This window comes from Aestuarium sp. (genome assembly GCF_023253315.1).
Lineage (GTDB): Bacteria > Pseudomonadota > Alphaproteobacteria > Rhodobacterales > Rhodobacteraceae > Marivivens > Marivivens donghaensis.
Genome location: NZ_JALRGW010000132.1, coordinates 1 through 797, shown reverse-complemented (window position 1 = coordinate 797; position 797 = coordinate 1). Strand labels below are relative to the sequence as shown.

Sequence of the window (797 nt, the reverse complement as noted above, 5' to 3'; positions counted from 1 at the left end):
TACGGTTCCAGTATATTCAGGAAAACGCGCGGTTTGTTGAAGAGTTGGATGTGTGACCGAGTATAGGAAACCTTTTTCCAATCTCCCATTCGGACAGCGCTTTGAAGACGCCTATTTTCAGAGCGGCATTATTGACAACAACCTGCGTGGGTACGTTGCAGAGCTTCTTTTATTGGAAGCCCTTGGCCAGAGAGCACAACTGGTGTCCCACGGTTGGCATGCTTGGGACATAGACCTTGGCAACCGCGAAGACAGCTACCCAAACTATCTGCGGATTCAGGTAAAAAACTCGGCCAAGGTTCAAACGTGGTCTGAGGTCGAACGCAATTTGGAAGACGCCGCAGGCAAATTCCAACTCCGATTGAGCAAGCCAGATCACCTAAGAGTAGATCTCGAAACACCTAACGATCGGTGTCAGGCTGTTCGAGATGCGTTTTCCTGCGATCTTTTCGCACTCATGTTTCATACGGAAAGCGACCGAGACAAATGCGACCAACGCGACCCGTCACAGTGGGTGGTCTATTTGGTTCCAACCTCTCCGAACTGCGGTGCGATCACCGCTGAGGAACTAGATGATCTCGTTAAGCGTTCGTCCAATGGACAACTGCGCCCATCGACAGAACGTTCAACTAACAGTCTTGCCAATGGTATCAGAGGGCGCTTGCCAATCGCCCCCATACCTCTAACAGAATTGACCGCGAAGAACTGCTTCGATGCAGTTCAGCCATCAGCCTCTCACTCCTGAATGCTCTCCAGATACCCTGCGAGGGCCAGCAGCTCGGCGGGTACGGGGGTGC

Annotated in this window: 1 protein-coding gene; it reads left to right on the top strand. The window is 52.1% G+C overall.

What is annotated here, in order from left to right; translation table 11 throughout:
- Window positions 1-52 precede the first annotated feature (52 nt).
- Entirely contained in the window at window positions 53-745 is a 693-nt protein-coding gene (locus AC1QQ2_RS14620) for a hypothetical protein (protein WP_479713694.1), read from the top strand.
- Window positions 746-797 lie beyond the last annotated feature (52 nt).